This window comes from Flavobacterium celericrescens (assembly GCF_011392075.1).
Lineage (GTDB): Bacteria > Bacteroidota > Bacteroidia > Flavobacteriales > Flavobacteriaceae > Flavobacterium > Flavobacterium celericrescens.
Map to the genome: position 1 here is coordinate 147,139 of NZ_JAAJBV010000004.1, position 23,816 is coordinate 170,954.

A 23,816-nucleotide genomic window follows, 5' to 3' on the forward strand; every position below is an offset into this window, starting at 1 on the left:
AATTCAAGATTTGAAAAATAATTTTTCTCAATATCGACCTTTCTTTACTTTTTTATTAAAGTTTCTACTATTTTATGTGGTTTTTACATTTGTTTACAAAATGTATTTAAACCAATATGATATAGCTAAAAATGAGGTTGATTCTTTTACAGAAGCTGTTGCAAATCAGACAGAAAAATTAATGGGTGTATTTGTAGAAAATACAAAATCATTCCGACATGAATTTGAACCTTCAATTAAGATTTTTTATAATGATAAATATGTTGCTCGAGTAATTGAAGGATGTAATGCAATTAGTGTAATGATTTTGTTTGCGGCATTTATTTTTGCTTTTTCTACACAGTGGAAAAAAACGGGTCTGTATATTGTTTTTGGAATTATCTTAATACATATTTTAAATATTATTCGGATAGCATTGTTGTCTTTTGCCTTGTATTATTATCCTCAATATGAGGAAATTTTACATGGAACTATTTTTCCATTATTTATATATGGTGTTGTTTTTTTATTATGGATTTTGTGGGTAACCAAATTTTCGGGCTATGCTAAAAGAAATTCGTAAAGATAAAAAGCGTGTTTTATTACTTTTTTTAGCCATTTTAGGATTAGTGTTTGTTCGCGCTTTTGAAAATCAACTTTTTTACGATCCTTTTTTGCAATTTTTCAAGTATGATTATCAAAATAAGCCATTGCCAAGTTTTGATGCCATGAAATTGTTTTTAGGGCTATTTTTCCGATATGTATTGAATACTTTCCTTTCTCTTGCAATTATTTATTTATTATTCAAACAATTACAGTTAGTAAAATTTTCCGCGTTATTGTTCGTGGTTTTATTTGTGGTATTCATGCTTCTATTTTTTGGTATACTACAATTTTTTGAACAACCCGATTATTTGGTGTTGTTTTATTTGAGACGTTTTTTAATACAGCCTTTGTTTTTAGTCCTTTTTATACCTGCTTTTTATTATCAGCAAACAGTTCGCTAATTTTTTGTATCTTTATGTAATAATCTTTCTAATGATGAAAGTTACTAAGTATTCAGGTGAATTGGTTCATTATGATGAACAAAAACTAATAAACTCGCTCCGAAAATCAGGGGCAGATAAAGCTGTGGCCGAAGCCATTGTAAAAAAAATTGAAAGCGAATTATATGAAGGAATTGCTTCAAAAAAAATTTACAAATTAGCATATCAATTATTAAAGAATATTTCTAATGCACATGCAGCTCGTTATAATCTTAGAACTGCTATGATGGGTCTTGGCCCCGCAGGGTTTTTCTTTGAAAAATTTATAGCCAAAATATACCAAGAACAAAAATTTCAGACCAGGACAAATGTTTCTTTAAAAGGGAATTGTATTTCGCATGAGATAGATGTTTTACTTAAAAAAGAACACACAATTTCGATGATTGAATGTAAGTTTCACTCGGGTCAAGATGCCAAAACGGATGTAAAAGTTCCAATGTATATTTTGTCAAGATTTAATGATGTAAAAAACAGAAAGTATCATTTGTTTTTGCCTAATGAAATTATTTCAGACTGCATAATTGTTACCAATAATCGTTTTACTACTGATGCTATACAGTTTGGAGAATGTTCCGGATTAAAAATGTTGAGTTGGGATTATCCTCCAAAAAAAGGAATAAAAGAAATCATCGATTTATACGCTGTTTATCCAATTACATGCTTAACTACATTGACGCAAACGGAGAAAGATAAATTATTAATTTTAGATTGTATTACGGTAAAAGATTTGGTTGCTAATTCGTCTATTTTAAATAAAATTGAGCTAAGCCATAATCGGATTAAAAATGTTTTAAAAGAAGCAAATCAACTAACTACAAAATAGAAAGTTATGAAAATTCATTTTTTAGGTGGAGCAGGAACTGTAACAGGTTCAAAAACGTTAATAGAGCATAACAATCTCCGAATTTTAATTGATTGTGGTATGTTTCAAGGAATAAAATCTTTGCGTGAGTTAAACCGTGAACCGTTAGCCATTTTACCTGAAACAATAGATTATGTGCTATTGACTCATGGACATTTAGATCATTGTGGTTGGTTGCCTAAATTTGTTGCAGAAGGTTTTGAAGGTAAAATTTTTTGTACACGGCCTACAAAAGAGATTTCGAGATTGATTTTATATGATAGCGCAAAAATTCAAGAAGAGGAAGCAAAAAAGGCTAATGAGGAACAGTATTCTAAACATTTGCCAGCAGAGCCTTTATACACAACTGAAGATGTTGATGCTGTAATTCCAAAGTTTAGAGTGGTAGAAAGAGATTTGGAAATTCAATTAAATGAGAATGTTTTTTTTAAATTTATTTATGCAGGACATATCATAGGAGCTTGCTCAATAGAGTTGCATATTGATGGGAAAATTTTAATTTTTTCTGGAGATCTTGGTCAAGATGATGATGTATTGATGTTTCCTCCTCAAAAACCTCAAAAAGCAGATTACATTTTTTTAGAAAGCACTTATGGCAATAGATTGCATCCACAAACAAATTCATTATTTGAATTAGAAACAATTATTAATAACACTTTTAACAAAGGCGGAACAATCGTAATCCCAAGTTTTGCTGTGGAAAGAGTTCAAACGATGATGTACTTGATTTGGCAACTTAAAAAGGAAGATAGAATTCCAAACATTCCATATATAATTGATACTCCAATGGGAATTAGTGTCCTAGATGTTTTTAAAGACAATCGCATGTGGCACAAACTTTCTATGGAAGAGTGTGATGAAATGTGTAAAATATTTACTTTAATTTCTGATTTTCAAGACAGTATGAATGCAGTATATGATAAACGACCAAAAGTAGTTATTGCAGCAAGCGGAATGATTACTGGAGGAAGAGTTTTATCTTATTTAGAACATTTAATAGACAAACCCGAAACTACAGTAACTTTAGTAGGTTATCAAGCGGAAGGAACTCGTGGGCGTAAATTATTAGAAGGTGCTACAGAAATTAAAATTTATGGAAAATATTATCCAGTTTTAGCAAATATTCTTTTAATTGAAAGCTTGTCGGCTCATGGAGATCAAAATGATTTATTAAATTGGTTATCTGAATTAGTAGTAAAACCAAAAAAAGTATTCTTAGTTCATGGCGAGAATGAAGCTGCTGATGAGTTGCGATTAAAGATAAAAGAACGCTATGATTTTGATTCTCAAGCACCATTTTTAGGTCAAATAATTGAAATTTAGGATTTTTTTATTAAAAATACTTTTTGATTTCTTACTTTTGCCATGATGAATTTTAGAAAACACATAAGTATTGTATTAGCTTCACTTATTTTGCTGGCCAATTTAGGTTTGAGTTTTTCTGTGCATTATTGTAAAGATGAAATTGCATCTATTTCTTTTCAATATCAAAAAGGAGAGCCTTGTATTGAAAAAGTTACTTCTTGTTGTGCAAAAGCATCTTCTCATGATTCTTGCTGTTCTAATAAAGTAATTAAAGTTGAAAAGAAAACCGATGATATATTGGTAAAAACCTTTCAACTAGATTTAGATACTTCAATCTTGGTATCTAATTGGAAACCACAGTTTTTTTCTACTGAGAAAAATATTTCACAAACAACAGCTGTAGATTTTTATTGCGATTCTCACGCACCACCACTCTATGAGTTGTATTGTCAGCTAGTATTCTACGCATAAGTTTATTGTTTTTTATTCTGTAAATCACTGAATTTTAACAATAAACAATAGTATTATGTATAAAAAAATAGCGTTAGTGCTATTCTTTATCTCTTCAGTAGCTTCTGCTCAAGAAATAATTAAAGGAATAGTTGTAGACGAAAAAAAACAACCATTATTAGGTGCAAATATCATTTGGCAAAAATCAACCTCAGGAACAACATCTGATGAAAAAGGTAATTTTTCAATTGAAAAGCCTGCCGAATTTTCTATTTTAGAAATTAGTTATGAAGGTTTTGAAACACAAAAAATTGAAGTTACATCAACAGAAAGCCTCACAATTATTCTTAAAGAAGTAAATAATCTTAAAGAAGTTACTATTTCAAAAACCAAGCGAAGTACCGAACATTCACTTTATAAAGTAACCAATGTTCAAACAATGGGCCAAAAAGAATTACTAAAAGCGGCTTGTTGTAATTTGTCTGAAAGCTTTAGTACAAATCCATCCATAGATGTCAATTTTTCGGATGCAGTTACTGGAAATAAACAAATTAAAATGCTAGGTTTAACCAGTCCATACATTTTAATTGCGGAAGAAAATATTCCTTCTGTTCGTGGTGCTTCTCAGGCATATGGATTGTCTTTTGTGCCTGGTACATGGGTAGAAAGTATTCAAATTACCAAAGGTGCTGGAAGCGTTATTAATGGCTACGAAAGTATTTCTGGACAAATTAATTATGAGGTATTAAAACCAGTTAACGACATTCCTTTTTTCTTAAATGTTTATGGTTCTCAAGATAGTAGATATGAATTGAATACACATTTCAACCATAAATATTCAGATAAATTAAGTACTACTTTATTCCTTCACGGAAATACAAGACAAAGTAGAAACGATATGAATGACGATGGTTTTTTAGACAATCCAATTGGTAAACAAGTCAATATTTTAAATCGTTGGCAATATAATGATACCGAGAAAGGGTGGGTTAGTTTTTTAAATCTTCGTTATATGAATGATGAAAAACAAGCTGGAGAAGTCGATTTTAATCCAGATACTGATAAATTAACCACAAATGCTTGGGGAAGTGAAGTAAATACTGAAAAAATAGAGATATCAAATAAAACAGGTTATGTTTTTCCTGAAATGCCTTATCAAAGTTTTGGTTTTCAAAATTCATTTCAATCACACAAGCAAGAATCATATTTTGGTTTAAATCAATATAATATTCATCAAACGAGTTTCTATTCTAATCTTTTATTCAATTCAATCATATCAAATACAAAGAATAAATTTACAACAGGAATCAACTTTGCTTATGATAAATATGATGAGGTAGTAAATGTGAATTTTGATCAAGATTTTTCTCGAATTGATAATTCTGTTGGTGCTTTTTTTGAATATACTTTTGATAATTTAAACAATTTTAGTCTGGTAGCTGGAGCTAGAGCTGATTATCACAACAGATTAGGAACTTTTGTAACACCAAGGTTGCACATTAGATATAACCCATGGGAACAAGCGGTCATTAGAGCTTCTATCGGAAGAGGAAAACGCGCAGCTAATATTTTTGCTGAAAATCAACAACTTTTTGCTTCTTCAAGAGATTTTTCAATACTTAATTCTGACGGAAAATTATATGGTTTAAATCCTGAAATTGCTTGGAATTATGGATTAAGTTTTATTCAAAAATTCAAACTTTTAGGAATGAGCTCAGAAGTAATTTTAGATTATTATGTTACAGATTTTCAAAATCAAGCAGTGGTTGATATTGATGCAAATGCACAGCAAGTTTTATTTTATAATTTAGATGGAAAAAGTTTTGCTAACTCGTTTCAAGCCGAGTTTAGTATTGAGTTGATTAAGCATTTGAATTTTAAAACGGCATATAAATACTATGATGTTCAAACGCAATTTTCGACAGGACAATTACAAAAAGCATTACAAGCAAAGCATCGATTTTTTGGAAATTTATCATTTGAAACACACATCAAAGACAAAGGACAACAATGGAAATTTGATTTTACATACAATTGGTTAGGAGAACAACGTTTACCAAATACATCAATGAACCCAACTGTATATCAATTAGCAGATTATGCGCCTGCATTTGCGGTTATGAATACTCAAATTACACGTACTTTTTCAAGTACATTTGAAATGTATATTGGTGGTGAAAATATTGGAAATTATAAACAGAATAACGGAATTGTTCAAAATGAGAATCCATTTGGCTCATATTTTGATAGTAGTATGATATATGGACCAACATTTGGAGCTATGTACTATGCAGGATTAAGATTTAAAATTAAATAATTAACTTAAAAATACCATAACATGAAAAATATTGTAATTGCAATTTTAGTAGCTTTTTTCTCAATTTCAGCAGTAGCTCAAGAGAAAAAAAGTAAAAACAAAAAAGCTGAAATCAAAGTAGCAGGAAATTGTGAAATGTGTGAAAAACGTATTGAAAAAGCTGCTTTTTCTGTAAAAGGAGTAAAAAGTGCAGATTGGCATGCTGATCACCAAGATATTCATTTGATAATTGATGAAAACAAATGCTCTGTTGAAGATGTAGCAAAAGCAATCGCAAAAGTAGGACATGACACAGAAATTGTTAAAGCAAAAGATGAAGATTATGAAAGACTTCATGGTTGCTGTAATTATGAAAGATTATAATTTTAAAAAATCCCGAAAATTTAATTTCGGGATTTTTTTTATAAATTAATCTTAAAATACATTCTAGGAAGAATTAATCCATTACTTTTGTCTCACTTTTAGGTAAAAAAGTCAATACGTTTTGAGCAAGTTGAAGAAGTTTATGTTTTTATTCCCATTACTCATATTATCAATGTGGGCTATTGGTGCTGTTCCAAACATAAAAAAAGAAACATTTTCTTCTGATAATAAAATAGCTATAAAAGGAAATTCGGAAAAAGAGTTTTCGCATTTTATTACCACAGAAGTTGCAGAAAATGACTTTGTAATAACTGAATTAGAACCAGAATTTGAAGTTGAATTAGAATGGTATAATTCAGAATTTACAACTTGTTTTGTTGGGTTTTTAAATATTCAAAATCAATCAAAACTTTTTTATAAGCCTTATTTTTCTACAAAAGAAACTATTCCGTTATATGACTTATTCTGTAATTGGAAGTTTCACCTGTCTTAATACAATGTTATTTTAATAATTTCAAGTAGTTCTTGAGATAATAAATTAAGTATTAATTCAATTTCATTTAAAAATGAAAACACATAACGGAAGTTTTGATGAACATGCTGTTCTTCATCACTTAGCCCATTTTTTACCAGCGCAAAATCCGTTGAAAGATTTTGTGCATCACAATACTTTGCATGCTTTTCAGCATAAAAATTTCCATAAAGCATTACAAGAAGCGACTACAATTTTTGGATATAAAACCTATCTTTCTTTAGAAGATTTTAGACAACGATATGCTAATTCGGAGATTAATGAAAAGGTTTTAGATAAAATTTTAATTGAATCTAAAGGACAATCTAATTTAGACTTATGGAAGGAAAAATTGATACATCAAAATTACGATGAGTCAATAAATCCAAGAATTGGAAGTTTACGTTCACATTGGAAAAAAGAATATGCAATTAACTTAGAAAAATCAACGCATAGTATACTGTTTCGTGTATTGTGTAGTTATTTGGATCAAGGAATTGCAATGTGGAATTTCCCGATTCACGATCAAGGATTTTTAGCATCAATTATTACTATTGAAAAGAATTCTATAAAAGGAATTTTTACTTCAAAAAGAGCCAAAGAATTATTAAATAGTAATGCTTCAATAACTCAATTATTAGAAATTATTGTAGGAAAAGAAGAATTGTTTGAACAATATCTTTTTGACCAGCAATTTTCACATCCAGGATGGAGCGGAATGATTGCGACTATTGAGTCTAATCCAAGTTCATTACTAGATGCAAAGGCGATTACTTTTGAAGAATTAGTCAAATTTGAGCTGCTTTTAGAGATTGATGCCTTAGATAAAAAGTTTAATAGCAATTGGTCTCCACTTGGTTTAAAGGTTAGACCAGAAGAATTCAATTTGTTTGAAAACGTAAGATATAATGAACTTTTTGACGTTCTTTCTTTATGGCAACAAGCATTTGAATGGAGTTTTTATGATCAAGTGTTATCTAATGTGCAACATGTTAAGGAAAATGATTCAAGAGAAGTTCCAACTTTTCAAGGATTATTTTGTATGGATGATAGAGAATGTTCTTTTAGAAGACATATAGAACATTTTGATAATAGTGCAGCAACATTTGGAACACCAGCATTTTTCAACTTTGAATTTTATTTTCAACCAGTTAACGGAAAATTTCATACTAAATTATGTCCAGCTCCGGTAACTCCAAAGTATTTAATCAAAGAAGAGTATAGAAAGAAAAAGCAAGCGACAGATCTACATTATCACAAACAATCACATTCACTTTTTTTTGGTTGGATAATTAGTCAAACATTAGGTTTTTCTGCTGCATTTAAGTTGTTTTTGAATATTTTCAAGCCTTCAATGTCTCCTGCAACTACAGCTTCTTTTAAGCATTTACATAAAAAATCAAAATTGATTATTGAAAATTTTGATATAGATAAAAAAGAAGATAATCTTCAAGTTGGATTTTCTGTAGTAGAAATGGCAGATAGAGTAGAAGGATTGTTAAAGAGCATTGGTCTAGTTGAAAATTTTTCACCCATAGTTTATGTAGTTGGTCATGGAGCTACAAGTATCAATAATACCCATTATGCAGGTTATGATTGTGGTGCTTGTTGTGGAAGACCAAGTTCTGTAAATGCAAAAGTAGCTTCGTTTGCGGCTAATCATATAAAAGTAAGAGAATTGTTGAAGCTAAGAGGAATTGATATTCCTACAACTACTCAGTTTCTACCGGCTTTACATGATACAACTCGTGATGAAATTGCTTTTTATGATGAAGATACATTAAGTGACATCAATAAAGCATTGCACCAACAAAATGTAATAACATTCGCAAAAGCCTTAGAGCATAATGCAAAGGAACGCTCAAGACGATTTGACACCATAGAAACGAACGAGTCACTTGAAAAAGTGCATGAGAAAGTAAAAAAACGTTCACTTTCATTATTTGAACCAAGACCAGAATTGAATCATGCTACAAATGCCATGTGTATTGTAGGAAGAAGAAATTTGTCGAAACAATTGTTTTTAGATAGACGCTCGTTTTTAAACTCGTTTGATTATAAAGTTGATCCATCGGGAGATTATTTAGCAGTTATTCTAGGAGCGATTGCACCAGTTGGCGGAGGAATTAACTTGGAATATTATTTTTCTAGAGTTGATAATCAAAAGCTGGGAGCAGGTTCAAAATTGCCACATAATGTTATGGGACTAATCGGCGTTGCAAATGGAATCGACGGTGATTTACGACCTGGATTGCCAAGTCAAATGATTGAAGTTCATGACCCAGTTCGATTGTTAGTTATTGCTGAACATTTTCCAGATAAAGTAAAATATGCGATAAGTAAAAACCCAGCAACATATGAATGGTTTAAGAACGATTGGGTAAAATTAATAGCTATTCATCCAGAATCGAAAGAGATATTTGTTTTTAATGAAGAAGAGTTTGTAGTGTATAAAACGGTTTCAAAAGAGGCACATTATATCAAAAACGAACAGGAGTTATTTGAAAAAACGAAAGAAAATCTTCCGATAGGAATTCTAACTAATGCTTAATACAATGAACGATATACTTCAATATTTTTTATTATTACCTCTATTGGGGTTTGTAATAAGTTTACTGATACCTGAAGCGAAAGAAAAAACTATTTCTTGGACGGCATTTGGTACAGTTTTTATACAATTAATAGGATTAGTAATTTTTATTTTTATATGGATTTTTCAAGGTGGAGATGATTTGAATTTAAAAGAAATTACTTTTCTAAAAACCGCAAATTATGAATTTTTTATTGATTTTTATTTTGATAAAATTTCTGCGGTTTATTTATTTGTCGGCGCTTTATTAACATCAATGATAACAACCTATAGTCGTTATTATTTGCATAGAGAAAAAGGTTATAAACGATTTTTTAACACGGTTTTATTTTTCTTTTTTGGGTATAATTTAGCCATACTATCTGGAAATTTTGAAACACTTTTTATAGGTTGGGAAATCATCGGAATTTCTTCATTTCTATTAATTGCTTTTTATAGAGAACGTTATTTACCTGTAAAAAATGCTTTTAAAGTTTTTTCAATTTATAGAATAGGCGATGTAGGATTGATTTTGACAATGTGGGCAAGTCATCATTTATTTCATGAAAACATTACATTCATGAAGTTAAATAACTATGAATTGGTTAACGAACACTTGCAAAGTCATTCATTAATTGGTGTTTTTATAGCGTTGAGTTTGGCTTGTGCTGCTGCGGCAAAATCTGCACAAATTCCATTTTCATCTTGGTTGCCAAGAGCTATGGAAGGACCAACACCTTCGTCTGCAATTTTTTATGGTTCGCTCTCTGTGCATTTAGGAGTTTTCTTAATGTTGAGAACATATCCATTTTGGGAGCACCAAACGTCAATGCGAATTGCAATTGGCTTGATGGGATTAGTCACTAGTGTAGCAGCTTCATTGATGGCAAGAGTTCAATCTTCTGTTAAAAGTCAAGTTGCTTATAGTTCTATTTCTCAAATTGGAATTATATTTATTGAAATAGCACTTGGTTTAGAAACATTAGCTTTGATTCATTTTGCAGGAAATGCGTTTTTAAGAACGTATCAATTGTTGGTTTCGCCTTCTGTTGTTAGCTATTTAATCAGAGATCAGTTTTATAATTTTCAACCAAAAGAAAATAAAACAACTTTTTTCTTTCCAAAGAAAATTGAAAACACATTGTACATTTTAGCTTTAAAAGAATTTAACTTAGAGAGTTTTCAAAATTTAATTTTATGGAAACCTTTGAAAACAATTGGAAAAACATTAGATTTTTTAAATATTAATCGAGTGTATTATTTCTTTGTACCACTATATGTTTTAGGTTTTTTAGCCTATAAATTCAAATTGAATTTACCAGTACAATTAATTTCTATTTTACCAGAACTATTTGCATTCATAGGGTTAGTTTTTGTTTTTAAATCATTTTCAGAACGAAAAAGTCCTTTTTTAGCATGGATTTTAATTGTGTTAAATCATTTTTGGATTGCGCTAGCTATTGTTTTTAATGAAAAGGTTAGTGTTAGTGAAATCTTAGTTTACTTAGCTGGTATTGTAATTGCTGGAATTATAGGATATGTGGCTTTACTAAAACTGAAAAAGATGGAAATGCGAATTTTAATCAATCAGTATTTAGGACATATTTATGAGCATCCTAGTTTTGCATTTTTCTTTTTATTGGCGACACTAGGAATTACTGGTTTTCCAATTACTACGACATTTATTGGTGAAGATTTGATTTTTAGTCACATAGGTAGTAACCAAGTTTTTTTAGCATTTTTTGTTTCTTCAAGTTTCATCGTTTCAGGAATCGCAGGAATACGAATTTATGCACGTTTATTTTTAGGGCCACATGTTAAAACATATCATGAGTTGCCTTATAAATCATCTTAAAATTTTATATAAATATGAATTCAAAAATAAAAAAATATATACCTGCTGATGGATTAGCGGGCTTAAAAGAGAATTTTAAAACAGATGCTATTTCTGGTTTTGTAGTGTTTTTATTGGCATTACCTTTAAGTTTAGGGATTGCAAAAGCATCTGAATTTCCTCCAATAATGGGGTTGATAACAGCAATTATTGGTGGTATTGTGGTTTCTTTTTTTATGGGATCTAGATTAACTATTAAAGGTCCTGCGGCTGGTTTAATTGTTATTGTTGCTGGTGCCGTTGCAGAATTTGGTCAAGGAGATAATAATCTTGGATGGAAATTGGCTCTTGGAGCTATGGTTGTAGCAGGAATTATTCAAATTCTATTTGGAATTTTTAAACTAGGAAAATTAGCAGATTTTTTTCCGCTTTCAACTATTCATGGGATGTTGGCAGCCATTGGAATCATTATCATTGCTAAGCAAATTCCTGTTTTGTTAAATGATAATCCTGCATTAGCAAAAGGAATGGGGCCAATTGAATTATTGGTTAATATTCCAAAGTTTATTTTAAATTTAGATGCTAAAGCCAGTATAATCGGTCTAGTAAGTTTATCTATAATGCTGGGTTGGCCCTATATTAAGAATACAACCATAAAAATGATTCCGGCGCCTTTAGTTGTGTTGCTTTTTGCAATTCCTGCTGAATTATACATGGATTTTGCGCATTCTGAACCACCTTACGCTTTAGTAAAAATTGGAAGCCTAATCGATAATATTAATCTAAATGCCGATTTTTCAGGAATTAGTCAAACAGGATTATTTATTAAGTATGTGATTATGTTTGCTTTAGTAGGAACTTTAGAATCATTATTAACTGTTAAAGCAATTGATTTGTTAGATCCATACAAAAGAAAATCAAATGCAAATAAAGATTTGATTGCCGTAGGAATAGGAAATACTTTTGCAGGTTTATTGGGTGGATTGCCAATGATTTCGGAAGTTGCGCGTAGTTCATCAAATGTAAATAATGGTGCTAAAACGCGTTGGGCTAACTTTTTTCATGGTTTTTTTGTTTTACTTTTTGTATTGTTAGCTGCCCCATTGTTAGAAATGATTCCTAATGCAGCTTTAGCAGCTATGCTAATTAGTGTTGGAATTAAATTAGCTCATCCAAAAGAATTCATTCATATGCTTCATATTGGTAAAGAACAATTATTGATTTTTACAGTGACAGTTTTGGTAACATTATTTGAAGATTTATTAGTTGGTATTGCCGTAGGAATGATTTTAAAAATGATCATTCACATGTATAATGGTACGCCAATTTCTTCATTCTTTAAAGCGCCAACAGTTGTTTCCTTTGAAGGTGATGAATATAAAGTTGAGATTAATAAAGCAGCCATATTTTCAAATTTTTTAGGAATTAAAAGAAAGTTAGAGGAAATTCCACCAGGGCATCATGTTAGTATTTGTTTGAAAAAAACAAAATTAGTAGATCATTCTGTTTTGGAAAACTTAGAGCATTTTAAGCATGATTATGAAGCGCATCCAGATGGTGGTTCTGTTACAATAATAGGTTTGGATAATCACAAACCATTATCAAGTCATCCAAAATCTTCTAGAAAAAATGTATTAGCTTAATTTGTATGAATATTATATCTAAAAAAAAGCTAGCTTTATTATTAATGTTAAGCTTGATTTGTTCGTCTTTGATGTTTGGACAGGAAAAATCTAGTAATAATGATATTTGGCTTCATTATTTTGGAAAAAACAAGATAACTGAAAAGTTTTCATTTTCCTTTGAAGCAACAATGCGTTATGCTAATGGATTTTCTGAAAAGCAACAATATTTTGTTAGACCTTCAGTAGATTATCAATTTACAAAAAGTTTTATGGGTAGTTTGGGTTATAGTCATTATAATACCTATTCATACGGAAATCCTTCGTTAAACAAAATTGCAATACCGGAAGATCATTTTTGGATTCAAGGAGCATTTGTTTATAATCATGGCGATTTGAAAATTTCACATCGATTGAGAGATGAGTTTCGTTATGTAGGTGTTACTGCAATGCAATCTAACGGTGATTTTGCAATTGATCATTATGAATATCGAAATAGAATGCGATATATGTTACTGTTTAATTATCCTTTGATAAAAAATGCCGAAACCACACAATTATTTGCTTTATTTGGAGATGAGGTTTTTATGAATTTAGGGTCTAATGCTGGTAAAACATTTTTAAATCAAAATAGAATAATTGGTGGAGTTGGTTATAATTTTAACAAAAATCATCAGATTCAGTTGAGTTATATTCATCAAAATATTTGGAATTTTTCAAACACCTTACAAGAAAGTAATCCAACGGTTAGGTTGTCATATATAACAAATTTTGATTTTAGTAAATAGTTTTTGAGTTTAGTTTTTAATAAAAAATCCGATTAGAATTTCTAATCGGATTTTTTTATGATAAGTATTTTGAATTACATCATGCCTGGCATTCCTCCACCCATAGGCATGCTTGATGATTCTTCTTTAATGTCTATTAAAGCACATTCGGTAGTTAAAATCATACCTGCTACTGAAGCAGCATTTTCTAAGGCTACACGAGTTACTTTCTTAGGATCAATAATTCCTGCAGCTAACATTTGAACGTATTCTCCAGTTTTTGCATTAAATCCAAAATCTCCAGTTCCTTCAGTAACTTTTGCAATTACTACAGAACCTTCACCACCTGCATTTTCAACAATAGTTCTTAAAGGTGCTTCAACCGCTTTGTTTACAATTTGAATTCCTGTTGCTTCATCAGCATTTTCAGCTTTGATGCTTGTTAAAGTAGCTTTTGCTCTAACTAAAGCAACACCACCACCAGCAACAATTCCTTCTTCAACAGCTGCACGAGTTGCATGTAAAGCATCATCAACACGATCTTTTTTCTCTTTCATTTCTACTTCAGAAGCAGCACCAACATATAAAACGGCAACACCTCCAGCTAATTTAGCTAAGCGTTCTTGCAATTTTTCTCTATCATAATCAGAAGTTGTAGTTTCAATTTGTGATTTGATTTGATTTACTCTAGCTTTAATGTTTTCTGCATCTCCAGAACCATTTACAATTGTAGTATTGTCTTTGTCAATAGTAATGTTTTCTGCAGTTCCTAACATGTCTAAAGTAGTATTTTCTAATGAATAACCACTTTCTTCAGCAATTACAGTTCCTCCTGTTAAAATTGCGATGTCTTCTAGCATTGCTTTTCTTCTGTCTCCAAAGCCTGGTGCTTTTACAGCAGCAATTTTTAAACCACCACGTAATTTATTTACCACTAAAGTTGCTAACGCTTGTCCATCAACGTCTTCAGCAATAATTAATAATGGTCTTCCAGATTGTGCTACTGGCTCTAAAACGGGTAATAATTCTTGTAAGTTAGATATTTTTTTATCGTATAATAAAACGTATGGATTGCTTAATTCAGCAACCATTTTGTCTGCATCAGTTACGAAATATGGGGATAAGTATCCTCTGTCAAACTGCATTCCTTCAACAACATCAACATAAGTATCTGTACCTTTTGCTTCTTCAACAGTAATAACGCCTTCTTTTCCAACTTTTCCAAAAGCTACGGCGATTAAATCACCAATAGTTTCATCATTGTTAGCAGATATAGAAGCTACTTGTTTGATTTTTTCAGAAGAATCACCCACAGCTACCGATTGTTTTCCTAATTCAGCAACTATAGTTTCAACGGCTTTATCGATTCCTCTTTTTAGATCCATCGGGTTTGCTCCAGCAGCTACATTTTTCAAGCCTTCTTTGACGATAGCTTGTGCTAAAACCGTTGCAGTTGTTGTTCCGTCACCTGCTAAATCATTGGTTTTAGAAGCTACTTCTTTTACCATTTGAGCACCCATATTTTCTAATGGATCTTGTAATTCGATTTCTTTTGCTACAGAAACACCATCTTTAGTTACTGTTGGTCCTCCAAATGATTTTGAAATAATTACATTTCTTCCTTTTGGTCCTAAAGTTACTTTTACTGCATTTGCTAATGCGTCAACTCCACGTTTTAAACCATCGCGAGCTTCAATATCGAATTTTATATCTTTTGCCATTTTTATTTAGTTTTAGGCTTTAAGCAATAAGCTTTAAGCTATGTTAATTTTTGTTTTAACTTGTAAATTTTACTTTTAATATTGTTGATTTTTAATTCTAAATCTTGAAATTTTTCCTGATTGAGATAATTTAAATCTTTTGAGAGAATAAGAAGATATTCTGTTTCTAAAGCTGAGCCTAAAGCAATATTGAGAAATTGGTTAAATTCTTTGTCGCTATTTCTACCACAACCTTCACTTATATTAGTTGGTATAGACGAAGTAGCTCTTCTTAATTGACTTGTTATTCCAAATAATTCTTCCTTTGGAAAAATTGAAGTAATTTTATATACTTCTAAAGTTAATTCATGACTTAATTGCCAAATATCGTATTTTTTAAAATCCCTCATCCGCCTATTGCTTATAGCTTAATGCTTATTGCTATAAGATTGCGTAAATTTCGTCCTCACGCATTATCAGGTAGTCTTTACCTTCATATTTGAATTCAGTTCCTGAATATTTGCCATATAAAACTGTATCTCCAATTTTTACGGTCATGGTGTAATCTTTTTTGCCATTTCCTACGGCTACAACAGTTCCTTTTTGTGGTTTTTCTTTTGCAGTATCTGGAATAATAATTCCAGAAGCTGTAGTTGTTTCTGCTGCTAAAGGCGCAATAACAACGCGGTCTGAAATAGGTTTAATGTTTAATGACATATTTTTATTTTTTTTAATGATTAATTTTTCGTCTTCAAAATATTCAGAAATTATGCCAATTGAATTTTCTGACATTTTTGCTGAAATAAAAAATGCCAGCACTGACAGGCTGGCATTTTTTTATATTGTTCATGAATTCTTATTTTGCAGAATCTTGAGCAACTGGAGCAGTTGTAGCTGCAGGAGCTTGTTTGTTTGCTTCTGGTGTTGTAGGAATAGTTGTTGCAGGAGCAGCGTTGTCTTGACCTAAAATTTTAGAATCTGTAGCAGCATTTCCACCATTAAAACTCAAACTAGAAAGTAAAATTAAAGCAATTAATATTATTCCTAATGTCCAAGTACTTTTATCTAAAAAGTCTGTTGTTTTTTGCACACCACCTAATTGTTGAGAACCACCAAATGAAGAAGATAAACCTCCACCTTTAGGGTTTTGAACCATAATAGCTAAGATTAATAAAAAACAAACAATTGTTATCGCAATTAAAAAACCTGTAAATCCCATAATTAATTATTATTTTGTTGTAAATTTTTGATTTCATTTATTCGGTCTGCAAAGAAACTACTTTTTTCTGGATATTTCAAAATTAATATTTCATAAGCTTGAATTGCTTTGTTATATTTTTTTTGTTCCAAATACACTTTTGCTAATGTTTCTGTCATTAAGTGTGTTGGTTCTTCATCGCTTTTAGTAATATTTGCAGGTGCTTTGGTTATGTCTTTTACTGGAGCAATTTTTGGATTGGCTTCGATAAATTTATCGATTATATCTATTTTTTTTTGTTTATCGGAATCAATTTCTGGCTTATTTTCTTCAAAATTACGCTCTATGGGAGCAAATTTTGTCAATTGTAACCATTCTTGAAACGAATGTTTTTCTGTTGGCGTAAATGGTAATGGTTTGCCAATTTCTAATTTTTCATCTGTAGATTCTGTGATTATTGTTTCTTCTGCTGAATGAATTTCAGTTTTTGGCGAAACTACAATTTCTTCAATTTGATGAACTTCTATATTTAATAGAGCTTTTTGGATTTCATCAATCTTATCCTGTTGAATAGCAATAAAGTTTTCAGAAGTTATAAATTCAAACAAAACAGTTCTATCCGTTGTATAAGCTGCTGTTTTTTTTAATTCATAATTATATCTAAAACTTTCCTGATTGTACAATCCTTTTAAATGCAAAGCACGCGCTGCCTGAAAGTATGGAAACTGCAAGACAATATTTTCTAAAGCTATCGTTTGTTTCTCGTTAGTAGCTTCGGGCTTATTTAAAAGATATGTTAAATCGGTTATATTCATTTTCAAGTTCAATTACAACTTCAAATTCAAAATTTAAAGCTGTTTAAAATTACCATTTAGCTAATGATTCATTAAAAACGTCTTGAGTAATTCGTTCAAAAATTACATCTAATGCTGATGAAAGTTGTGAGCCAACTAATTGTTGATTAGCATCAAAATCGTAATAAAAAGAAAAACGTTTTTCAAAATTATCATCTTCTTTATTTTTATTGACAAAACGGACATTTACAGCTATTGTTAATCTATTTTGAGCCGCTCTTTGGTCAGCTGTAGCTGTCATAGGTGTAATTCGATATTCAACAATTTCGCCTTCATATAATAATTCACCGCTTTGTGAAACTAAATTCAAATTGGTTTGGTTTTGAATGATGTCTTGCAATTCTAAAGTGAATGTTCTTTCAATTCCAGGTTCTATTAATTCGGCATTATTTTGGAAATAATTGACTTGAAAAGTTTTAGCATCTACTGGTTTTGCACCTGTAAAATTATAAACTCCGCAACTATTTACAAGTAGTGAAATGGTGATAGTAAAGGCGATTATTAAATATCTCATTATAAATCGTATTGTTTAATTTTTCTATATAAAGTGCGTTCTGAAATTCCTAATTCGTCAGCCGCGGCTTTTCGTTTTCCTTTGTTTCGATCCAACGATTTTTTGATTAATTCAATTTCTTTTGCTTCTAAACTTAATGTTTCTTCTTCGTCAACGGTTTCGGCAAATAAATAATTTTCATCGTCATCGTCTTCAAACTCTTCTTGAATCAGATTATTTTGATTTGGAAGCATTTCAACTCGCGGTTCTTCTTCAAAAATAGCATTTTCTTCTGGTTTACCGTAAATTTTTTGAATTAATCCTTTATTCGTTTCTTGAACTTTTGAACTTCCGTTTTGCATTAATTCCATCGTAAGCTTTTTCAAATCGTTCAAATCGCTCTTCATGTCAAAAAGAACTTTGTACAAAATTTCTCTTTCGTTACTAAAATCACTTTCCGATTTTTTAGTTCCAATGACCGAAGGTAAATTCGGATTCTCCATTGGTAAATAGGAGAGAAGTGTTTGTGATGAAATCTCACGTTTCGTTTCTAGTACAGAAATTTGTTCGGCTACATTTCGCAATTGACGAATATTTCCGCTCCATCTATATTTTAAAAGTATTTCGACTGCGCTGTCATCTAATTTGATAGCAGGCATTTTGTATTTATGCGCAAAATCCGAAGCAAATTTTCTAAACAACAAATGGATGTCATCTTTACGTTCGCGAAGTGGTGGCAACATAATATCAACTGTACTCAATCGATAAAATAAATCCTCACGGAATTTACCTTTTTCAATCGCATCAAACATATTCACATTCGTAGCTGCTACGATTCTAACATTCGTTTTTTGTACTTGCGATGAACCTACTTTGATAAATTCGCCATTTTCTAAAACACGTAATAAACGCACTTGAGTAGTTAAAGGTAATTCGCCAACTTCGTCCAAAAATATAGTTCCGCCATCCGCAACTTCAAAATAGCCTTCACGTGTATTAGTTGCTCCAGTAAACGAACCTTTTTCATGTCCAAAAAGTTCACTATCAATGGTTCCTTCTGGAATTGCACCACAGTTTACGGCGATATATTTCCCATGTTTTCTGTGCGAAAGTGCGTGAATGATTTTTGGAATACTTTCTTTTCCAACACCACTTTCACCTGTTACCAATACCGAAATATCCGTTGGAGCAACCTGAATGGCTTTCTCCACGGCACGATTGAGCTTTGGGTCATTCCCAATAATTTCAAATCGTTGTTTTATAGCTTGTACTGATTCCATTTTTTTTATTTTTTTGCCACGGATTAAAGGATTTTCACGGATTAATTAAAAAACTAATCTTTTATGTTGTAATGATTTGTTTTGAAAATTCACTAATAATCCAATTTCTGAATCTGAAAGTTTCATGTAATTCAATACTTGTGCAGTATGTTCTCCTGAAAATTCTTTTACTGCTTTTACTTCTAAAACAATATCTTCATTTACAATGAAATCAGCATAAAATTTATGCGGTAATATTATTCCTTTATATTCGATTGAAAATTCTTTTTCTCTTTCAAAAGGAATATTATTTGCTTTAAATTCTATTTCTAACGCATCTTTATATACTACTTCAAGTAATCCAGGGCCAAGATTTCTATGAACTTCCATACAAATTCCAATAATTTTAAAAGTTTCTTCTTCTCTATAAAGTCCCATATTGAAATCTGTGTTAATCCTTTAATCCGTGGCTTATATTTTTAATTCATTATTTCAGAATAACCAACCGCTTCTCCAATTAAAGTTGCAGCGGTACAATCTGTGATTTTTACCATTACGAATTCACCTACTTTGTAATTTTCTTTTGGGAAAACCACTACAGTATTTTGAGAATTTCTTCCACTCCAATGAGCATCTGAACGTTTTGATTCTTTTTCAATTAGCACTTCTACTTCTTGTCCAATGAAACGTTGCGTTCTTTCTAAACCAATTCTTTGTTGTAAGTCGATGATTTCATTTAAACGTCTTTTCTTAACTTCTTCTGGAACGTCGTCTTCCATTTTTCTGGCAGCTAAAGTTCCTGGACGTTCTGAATACGCAAACATAAACCCGAAATCATATTTTACATATTCCATCAGGCTTAACGTGTCTTGATGATCTTCTTCAGTTTCTGTTGGAAAACCAGCAATCATATCTTGCGATAATGAAATGTCTGGGATAATCGAGTATATTTTATCAATCAACGCGATGTATTCTTCACGCGTGTGTTGACGATTCATTTCTTGTAAAATTCGAGTACTTCCACTTTGAACTGGTAAGTGAATGTAGTTGCAAATGTTATGGTGTTTCGCCATAGTTTCAATCACTTCTACATGCATGTCTTGCGGATTAGAAGTCGAGAATCTAAAACGCATCTTTGGAAACAACGTAGCACATTTGTCTAGTAATTGAGCAAAATCAACCGCAGTCGCTTTTTGCATTTCAGTTGCTTTGTCGTAGTCTTTTTTCAAACCACCACCATACCAAAGGTAACTGTCTACGTTTTGTCCCAGTAAAGTAACTTCTTTGAAACCTCTATCATATAAATCTTGGATTTCGTCATAGATACTTTGTGGTTCACGACTACGCTCACGTCCACGTGTAAAAGGAACAACGCAAAACGTACACATGTTATCGCAACCTCTTGTAATCGATACAAAAGCATTTACGCCGTTGCTGTTCAAACGAACAGGTGAAATATCGCCATACGTTTCTTCTTTCGAAAGAATTACATTGATAGCATCTCTTCCTTCTTCAACTTCGGCTAATAAATTTGGTAAATCTTTGTAAGCATCAGGTCCAACCACCATGTCTACAATTTTCTCTTCCTCTAAAAACTGACTTTTCAAACGTTCCGCCATACAGCCTAAAACTCCAACTTTCATTGAAGGATTGATTTTTTTAACTGCGTTGTATTTTTCTAAACGTTTACGAATGGTTTGTTCTGCTTTATCACGAATAGAGCATGTATTTACCAAAACTAAATCAGCATCTTCAAGATTTTGAGTGGTGTTATATCCATTTTCATGAAGAATAGAAGCCACAATTTCGCTGTCCGAAAAATTCATTTGGCAACCATAACTCTCTATAAAAAGTTTTTTTGTATTTCCTTCTTTTTGGTCAAGCACTAAACTTTGACCTTGTTTGTTTTCATCAATTACCTTTTCCATATCAAAGATTTCCATTAAATCAGTCTGCAAAGATAATACTAAATTATAAAATCTGACAAGATGGCAGAAAAGGTTTAACATGAAATTTTAAATTATTTTTTTCTCTATTTCTAAGTAGCCGTTTTTCTTGGATTTTACACCTATATATATAGGAGTAATTTGACAGATATTTTGGTTAATTATAGGTAAAAAAATATTCACGATGTTAAAATTTAAAAAAAACCTATACTTTTGCCGAACAAACAAAAAGTGAAATGGCAAAGAATTTAGTAATCGTTGAGTCACCTGCAAAAGCAAAAACCATCGAGAAATTTCTAGGAAGTGAGTATCAAGTTGAGTCTAGTTATGGACATATTGCCGACTTGCCTTCGAGAGAAATAGGAGTAGATGTAGAAAATGGTTTTAAACCGAAATATGAAGTTTCGGCTGATAAAAAAGCATTGGTAACCAAATTAAAAGGATTAGCTAAAAATGCCGAAATGGTTTGGTTGGCTTCCGATGAGGACCGAGAGGGAGAAGCAATTTCTTGGCACTTATCTGAAGAATTAAAATTGAAGCCAGAAAAAACAAAACGTATTGTTTTTCATGAAATCACGAAAACCGCTATTCAAAAAGCAATCGAAAATCCGAGAGGAATTGATTATAACTTAGTAAACGCACAACAAGCGCGTAGAGTTTTAGATAGATTAGTAGGTTATGAATTATCGCCAGTGCTTTGGAAAAAAGTAAAAGGGGGATTGTCTGCAGGTCGTGTACAGTCGGTTTCAGTTCGTTTGATTGTAGAACGTGAAAGAGAAATTCAGGATTTCAAACCAGAAGCTTCTTACAGTATTACGGCAGAATTCACTAACGAAGCTGGAAAAACATTCAAAGCAAAATTACCTAAGAACTTCTCAACTAAAAAAGAAGCAGAAGATTTCTTAGCTAAAAATATTGGTTCATCTTACAAAGTAGGAGATTTAGAAACCAAACCAACAAAAAAATCGCCAGCAGCACCTTTCACAACATCAACGTTGCAACAAGAAGCAGCTAGAAAATTGTATTTGCCTGTTGGAATTACCATGCAAATTGCACAACGTTTATACGAAGCTGGACTTATCACTTACATGAGAACAGATAGTGTGAATTTATCTCAAGAAGCAATGGTGGCAGCTCAAGCCGAAATTACAAGTTACTACGGAAAGGAATTTTCGAAACCAAGAAATTTCAATACCAAATCAAAAGGAGCACAAGAGGCGCACGAAGCGATTCGTCCAACGGATATGTCGCGTCACACAGTAGATATTGATAGAGATCAAGCGCGTTTGTATGATTTGATTTGGAAAAGAACATTAGCTTCTCAAATGAGCGATGCTGAATTAGAGAGAACTAATGTAAAAATCGAAGCAAGCAATCATTCTGAAACATTTACAGCAACTGGAGAAGTTATCAAATTTGAAGGTTTCTTAAAAGTGTATTTAGAAGGAAACGATGATGACGATGAAGAACAAGAAGGAATGTTACCTGCTTTAAAAGTAAACGAAAAACTTACCAATAATTATATCACGGCTACGGAACGTTTTTCGCGTCCACCAAGCCGCTACACTGAAGCCTCTTTGGTTAAGAAATTAGAAGAATTAGGAATTGGTCGTCCGTCAACTTATGCGCCAACTATTTCTACGATTATCGCCAGAACCTATGTAGAAAAAGGAAGTTTTGAAGGTCAAGAAAGAAAATACACGCAAATCGTTTTAAAAAATAGTGAAGTAAAATCACAAGTTTTAACAGAAAATGTTGGTTCAGATAAAGGAAAGCTAGTTCCAACTGATATTGGAATTATCGTGAACGATTTCTTAGTGAAGAACTTCAACACGATTTTAGATTACAATTTCACGGCAAAAGTGGAGCAAGATTTCGACGAAATTGCAGAAGGAAAAGTGGATTGGGCTAAAATGATGAATGATTTCTACAAACACTTTCATCCAAATGTAGTTGATGTAGAGAAAAATGCAGACAGAGAAAGCGGTGAAAGAATTTTAGGAGTACATCCGGTTTCAGGAAAACAAGTTTCGGTTCGTTTAGGAAAATATGGAGCAATGGCTCAAATTGGAGACATTGATGATGAAAACAAACAATTTGCAAGTTTACGTCAAGACCAAAATATTGGAAATATCACTTTGGAAGAAGTATTGAACTTATTTTTACTTCCAAAACAATTAGGTACTTATAAAGGAGAAGAAATTGAAGTAAACAATGGTCGTTTTGGTCCTTATGTTCGTTTTGGTTCTCAGTTTATTTCGTTACCAAAAGGAGTAGATCCAATGGATGTTACTATGGAAAAGGCTCAGGGCTTAATTGATGAGAAAGTTCAGGCTGATGCGCCAATTGGAACTTATGATGGATTGCCAATTCAAAAAGGAGTGGGGCGTTTTGGGCCATTTATCAAATGGAACGGAATGTTCATCAATGTAAATAAAAAATACAATTTCGATAATTTATCGCAATCAGATTTAAACGAGTTAATCGAAGAAAAGCAACAAAAAGACATTGATAAAGTACTTCACGATTGGAAGGAAGAAGGAATCAAAGTGGAAAAAGCACGTTGGGGTCGTTCTGTAATTACCAAAGGTAAAATCAAAATTGAATTAAGTAAAGATGTTGACGCTTCAAAATTAACCTTGGCGCAAGTTCAAGAAATGATTGAAAAGAAAACTCCAGCTAAAAAGACAGCAACAAAAAAAGCACCAGCTAAGAAAACAACCGCAAAAAAGAAATAATCA

22 protein-coding genes and 1 pseudogene are annotated in these 23,816 nt (G+C 31.5%); 14 read left to right on the top strand and 9 right to left on the bottom strand.

Annotated features, from left to right (window positions below; genetic code table 11):
* Nucleotides 1–10: 10 nt before the first annotated feature.
* The 13 genes and pseudogenes from xrtF to G4L40_RS07135 all read left to right on the top strand — a co-directional run bounded on the left by xrtF (nt 11) and on the right by G4L40_RS07135 (nt 13,646).
* Nucleotides 11–562, top strand: coding sequence for an exosortase family protein XrtF (gene xrtF, locus G4L40_RS07080; RefSeq protein WP_235922605.1), 552 nt, complete (start codon nt 11–13; stop codon nt 560–562).
* Nucleotides 543–986: an exosortase F system-associated membrane protein gene (locus tag G4L40_RS07085; protein ID WP_166236507.1), complete on the top strand. Its 444-nt coding sequence runs from the start codon at nt 543–545 to the stop codon at nt 984–986. Before xrtF ends, G4L40_RS07085 begins: the two co-directional genes overlap by 20 nt.
* A 31-nt stretch (nt 987–1,017) precedes the next feature.
* Complete coding sequence (locus G4L40_RS07090; RefSeq protein ID WP_235922607.1) at nt 1,018–1,848, top strand: ATP cone domain-containing protein; 831 nt, start codon at nt 1,018–1,020, stop codon at nt 1,846–1,848.
* A 6-nt stretch (nt 1,849–1,854) separates the two neighbouring features.
* Nucleotides 1,855–2,424 (top strand): annotated as a pseudogene (locus tag G4L40_RS13185) (MBL fold metallo-hydrolase); the annotation flags it as partial.
* 180 nt (nt 2,425–2,604) lie between these two features.
* The gene (locus G4L40_RS13190) at nt 2,605–3,210 is read left to right on the top strand and encodes an MBL fold metallo-hydrolase RNA specificity domain-containing protein (protein ID WP_394367765.1); all 606 of its coding nucleotides are present in this window, start codon (nt 2,605–2,607) and stop codon (nt 3,208–3,210) included.
* Between the two features lie 42 nt (nt 3,211–3,252).
* The gene (locus G4L40_RS07100) at nt 3,253–3,663 is read left to right on the top strand and encodes an HYC_CC_PP family protein (RefSeq protein WP_166236509.1); all 411 of its coding nucleotides are present in this window, start codon (nt 3,253–3,255) and stop codon (nt 3,661–3,663) included.
* Nucleotides 3,664–3,718: 55 nt separating this feature from the next.
* The gene (locus G4L40_RS07105) at nt 3,719–5,959 is read left to right on the top strand and encodes a TonB-dependent receptor (RefSeq protein WP_166236510.1); all 2,241 of its coding nucleotides are present in this window, start codon (nt 3,719–3,721) and stop codon (nt 5,957–5,959) included.
* 21 nt (nt 5,960–5,980) lie between these two features.
* Complete coding sequence (locus G4L40_RS07110; RefSeq protein WP_166236511.1) at nt 5,981–6,322, top strand: heavy-metal-associated domain-containing protein; 342 nt, start codon at nt 5,981–5,983, stop codon at nt 6,320–6,322.
* A 121-nt stretch (nt 6,323–6,443) separates the two neighbouring features.
* Nucleotides 6,444–6,815, top strand: coding sequence for a hypothetical protein (locus tag G4L40_RS07115; protein ID WP_166236512.1), 372 nt, complete (start codon nt 6,444–6,446; stop codon nt 6,813–6,815).
* A 73-nt stretch (nt 6,816–6,888) separates the two neighbouring features.
* Nucleotides 6,889–9,384 carry a YbcC family protein gene (locus G4L40_RS07120; RefSeq protein WP_166236513.1) on the top strand — a complete coding sequence of 832 codons (2,496 nt, stop codon included), beginning with the start codon at nt 6,889–6,891 and terminating at the stop codon, nt 9,382–9,384.
* A 4-nt stretch (nt 9,385–9,388) separates the two neighbouring features.
* On the top strand, nt 9,389–11,257 hold the full coding sequence (locus G4L40_RS07125; RefSeq protein WP_166236514.1) for a proton-conducting transporter transmembrane domain-containing protein: 1,869 nt from the start codon (nt 9,389–9,391) through the stop codon (nt 11,255–11,257).
* Between the two features lie 14 nt (nt 11,258–11,271).
* Nucleotides 11,272–12,879, top strand: a complete 1,608-nt coding sequence (locus tag G4L40_RS07130; protein WP_166236515.1) for a SulP family inorganic anion transporter — start codon at nt 11,272–11,274, stop codon at nt 12,877–12,879.
* A 5-nt stretch (nt 12,880–12,884) separates the two neighbouring features.
* Entirely contained in the window at nt 12,885–13,646 is a 762-nt protein-coding gene (locus G4L40_RS07135; RefSeq protein ID WP_166236516.1) for a DUF2490 domain-containing protein, read from the top strand.
* A gap of 74 nt (nt 13,647–13,720) precedes the next feature.
* Here the strand turns inward: G4L40_RS07135 and groL are convergent, their stop codons facing one another.
* The 9 genes from groL to miaB form a co-directional block, all read right to left on the bottom strand.
* A complete protein-coding gene (gene groL / locus G4L40_RS07140) occupies nt 13,721–15,346 on the bottom strand; it encodes a chaperonin GroEL (RefSeq protein ID WP_166236517.1) in 1,626 nt (541 codons plus the stop codon).
* 38 nt (nt 15,347–15,384) lie between these two features.
* Nucleotides 15,385–15,735 (bottom strand): four helix bundle protein, encoded by a 351-nt coding sequence (locus tag G4L40_RS07145; RefSeq protein ID WP_166236518.1) that lies wholly within the window; start codon nt 15,733–15,735, stop codon nt 15,385–15,387.
* 31 nt (nt 15,736–15,766) lie between these two features.
* Complete coding sequence (locus G4L40_RS07150; protein ID WP_166236625.1) at nt 15,767–16,042, bottom strand: co-chaperone GroES; 276 nt, start codon at nt 16,040–16,042, stop codon at nt 15,767–15,769.
* A gap of 139 nt (nt 16,043–16,181) precedes the next feature.
* The gene (secG, locus tag G4L40_RS07155; protein WP_166236626.1) at nt 16,182–16,547 is read right to left on the bottom strand and encodes a preprotein translocase subunit SecG; all 366 of its coding nucleotides are present in this window, start codon (nt 16,545–16,547) and stop codon (nt 16,182–16,184) included.
* Nucleotides 16,547–17,338: a tetratricopeptide repeat protein gene (locus G4L40_RS07160; RefSeq protein ID WP_166236519.1), complete on the bottom strand. Its 792-nt coding sequence runs from the start codon at nt 17,336–17,338 to the stop codon at nt 16,547–16,549. Before G4L40_RS07160 ends, secG begins: the two co-directional genes overlap by 1 nt.
* 49 nt (nt 17,339–17,387) lie before the next feature.
* Nucleotides 17,388–17,891 (bottom strand): LptE family protein, encoded by a 504-nt coding sequence (locus G4L40_RS07165; protein WP_166236520.1) that lies wholly within the window; start codon nt 17,889–17,891, stop codon nt 17,388–17,390.
* On the bottom strand, nt 17,891–19,150 hold the full coding sequence (locus G4L40_RS07170; RefSeq protein ID WP_166236521.1) for a sigma-54 interaction domain-containing protein: 1,260 nt from the start codon (nt 19,148–19,150) through the stop codon (nt 17,891–17,893). The genes G4L40_RS07165 and G4L40_RS07170 overlap by 1 nt, the downstream gene beginning before the upstream one ends.
* Nucleotides 19,151–19,195: 45 nt before the next feature.
* On the bottom strand, nt 19,196–19,567 hold the full coding sequence (locus G4L40_RS07175; protein ID WP_166236522.1) for a GxxExxY protein: 372 nt from the start codon (nt 19,565–19,567) through the stop codon (nt 19,196–19,198).
* Between the two features lie 41 nt (nt 19,568–19,608).
* On the bottom strand, nt 19,609–21,057 hold the full coding sequence (miaB, locus tag G4L40_RS07180; RefSeq protein WP_166236523.1) for a tRNA (N6-isopentenyl adenosine(37)-C2)-methylthiotransferase MiaB: 1,449 nt from the start codon (nt 21,055–21,057) through the stop codon (nt 19,609–19,611).
* 254 nt (nt 21,058–21,311) lie between these two features.
* Between miaB and topA the strand changes: the two genes are divergently transcribed.
* Nucleotides 21,312–23,813, top strand: coding sequence for a type I DNA topoisomerase (gene topA, locus G4L40_RS07185; protein ID WP_166236524.1), 2,502 nt, complete (start codon nt 21,312–21,314; stop codon nt 23,811–23,813).
* Nucleotides 23,814–23,816: the final 3 nt, after the last annotated feature.